Source organism: Albidovulum sp. (assembly GCF_049646345.1).
In the GTDB taxonomy this organism is placed as follows: Bacteria; Pseudomonadota; Alphaproteobacteria; order Rhodobacterales; family Rhodobacteraceae; genus Albidovulum.
Window position 1 is genome coordinate 1 of sequence record NZ_JBARVQ010000507.1, and the last position, 1994, is coordinate 1994.

At 60.7% G+C, this 1994-nt stretch carries 1 protein-coding gene and 1 pseudogene; both read right to left on the bottom strand.

The window, feature by feature from the left end:
- Positions 1-84: 84 nt before the first annotated feature.
- On the bottom strand, positions 85-1335 hold the full coding sequence (locus WBB85_RS12895; RefSeq protein WP_432639012.1) for a sarcosine oxidase subunit beta family protein: 1251 nt from the start codon (positions 1333-1335) through the stop codon (positions 85-87).
- 204 nt (positions 1336-1539) lie between these two features.
- Positions 1540-1994, bottom strand: a pseudogene (locus WBB85_RS12900) (hypothetical protein); the annotation flags it as partial.

A 1994-nucleotide genomic window follows, 5' to 3' on the forward strand; every position in this document is an offset into this window, starting at 1 on the left:
GGCATAGACCGCGTCGCCGTAATAATAGAACTCCCGCCGGTCACGGTCGCCGCAGAGGGGGCAAAGGATACGCATGACGGCCCCCTAATGCAGGTTGTGCTGCGACCCGGTGCCTTCTTCATCGAGAAGATGGCCCGTGGCGAAACGGTTCAGGCGGAAGCGGCGAGCGACGTCGTGGGACTCTCCGGTCGCCATCAGATGGGCCATGCACCAGCCCGACGCGGGCACGGCCTTGAACCCGCCGTAGTTCCAGCCGCAGTCGATATAGAGCCCGCCGACATCGGTCTTGTCGATGATAGGTGATCCGTCAGGCGTCATGTCCATGATGCCACCCCATGAGCGCAGCACCTTGGCCTTGCCGATCATCGGCATCAGCGTCATGCCCGCCTCCATCACATGCTCGACCATCGGCAAGTTGCCCCGCGCGGCGTAGGAGGAATAGAAATCCAGATCGCCGCCGAAGACGAGGCCACCCTTGTCGGACTGCGAGATATAGAAATGGCCCATGCCGAAGCTGACCACATGGTCGATCACGGGCTTCAGCCCCTCGGTCACAAAAGCCTGCAGGATGTGGCTTTCGACTGGCAGGCGCATCCCCGCCATCGCAGCCACCTGCCCCGAGCGGCCCGCGACGATGATGCCGACCTTCTTGGCCCGGATCGCGCCGCGCGTGGTCTGCACGCCGGTTACGCGACCGTCCACGATGTCGATCCCCGTCACCTCGCAATTCTGGATCAGATCGACGCCGCGCTGATCGGCGCCCCGCGCATAACCCCAGGCGACTGCGTCATGCCGTGCGGTGCCGCCACGGCGGTGGAGAAGGCCGCCATAAATCGGGAACCGCGTCTGTTCGAAATCGAGATAGGGCAGATGGCGGCGCACGCCCTCGCGGTCCAGAAGCTCCGCATCGTCACCTTGATTTATCATTGCATTGCCGCGCCGGGCGAATGCGTCGCGCTGACCGTCAGAGTGGAAGAGGTTGATGAGGCCTCGCTGCGAATGCATGACGTTGTAGTTGAGGTCGGCCTCCAGCCCCTCCCACAGTTTCAGGGAATGGGAATAGAATTCCTGATTGCCCGGCAGGAAATAGTTGGCCCGGACAATGGTGGTATTGCGCCCGACATTGCCGCCGCCAAGATAGCCTTTCTCCAACACGGCGATATTGGTGATGCCGTGGTTCTTGGCGAGGTAGTAGGCTGTCGAAAGGCCATGCCCGCCACCACCGATGATCACGACCTCATATTCAGACTTCGGATCGGGATCGCGCCAGGCCGGTTTCCAGCCCTTGTTACCAAAGAGCCCTTCGGAAATGACCTTGAACCCGGAATAGCGCATCATCGTCCTCCCTGCCCGCTCCACTGAACCGGCACAGCGGAGAGATTTCAATGCCTATCGGCACTTTCCCCGCCGGATCGCGACAAAGAAGGTCGCAAGCAAGTCGCGGACAAGAAAAAGGGCCGGAGCGAGGGAACTCCGGCCGCAAAAGGTGTCGTCGCAAGACGATGGGTTTACCGGCCGGAGCTAAGGGCCGGTTTGGGATTACTTCGCAAGCCGGAAATATGCGGCCTCATAATTGTTGGTCATGCCGCCGCCGTCGCAGAAGCCGTAAGAACCGTTCGACGTCACATCGAGCTTACCGCCAGCGACGAGAGAAACGCCCTCAAGCCCGTTCGCATTGGCGGTCAGAGAGATGTCCTTGGCCGCGATGATCTGGCTGCCATAGATTTCCGCGCTGGAGGCAAAGTTGACACCGCCCCGCGTCACGATCTGAACATCCCCGCCTTCGGCGCAATGGTCATTCAAACCGATCGTTACACCCGACGGTGCCCGCACCGCAGTGGCGTCGTCATTGTCGACGAAGATCACCGCATTCTGGATCGTGGCACCTGCATGAATGGTCAGACGGCAATCGGTAACGAGAACTGCATCCTTCAGAACGGCATCCGGATAGATGTCATAGGTCCATTTATCCTGGCGGCAGGTCACCTTGTGGA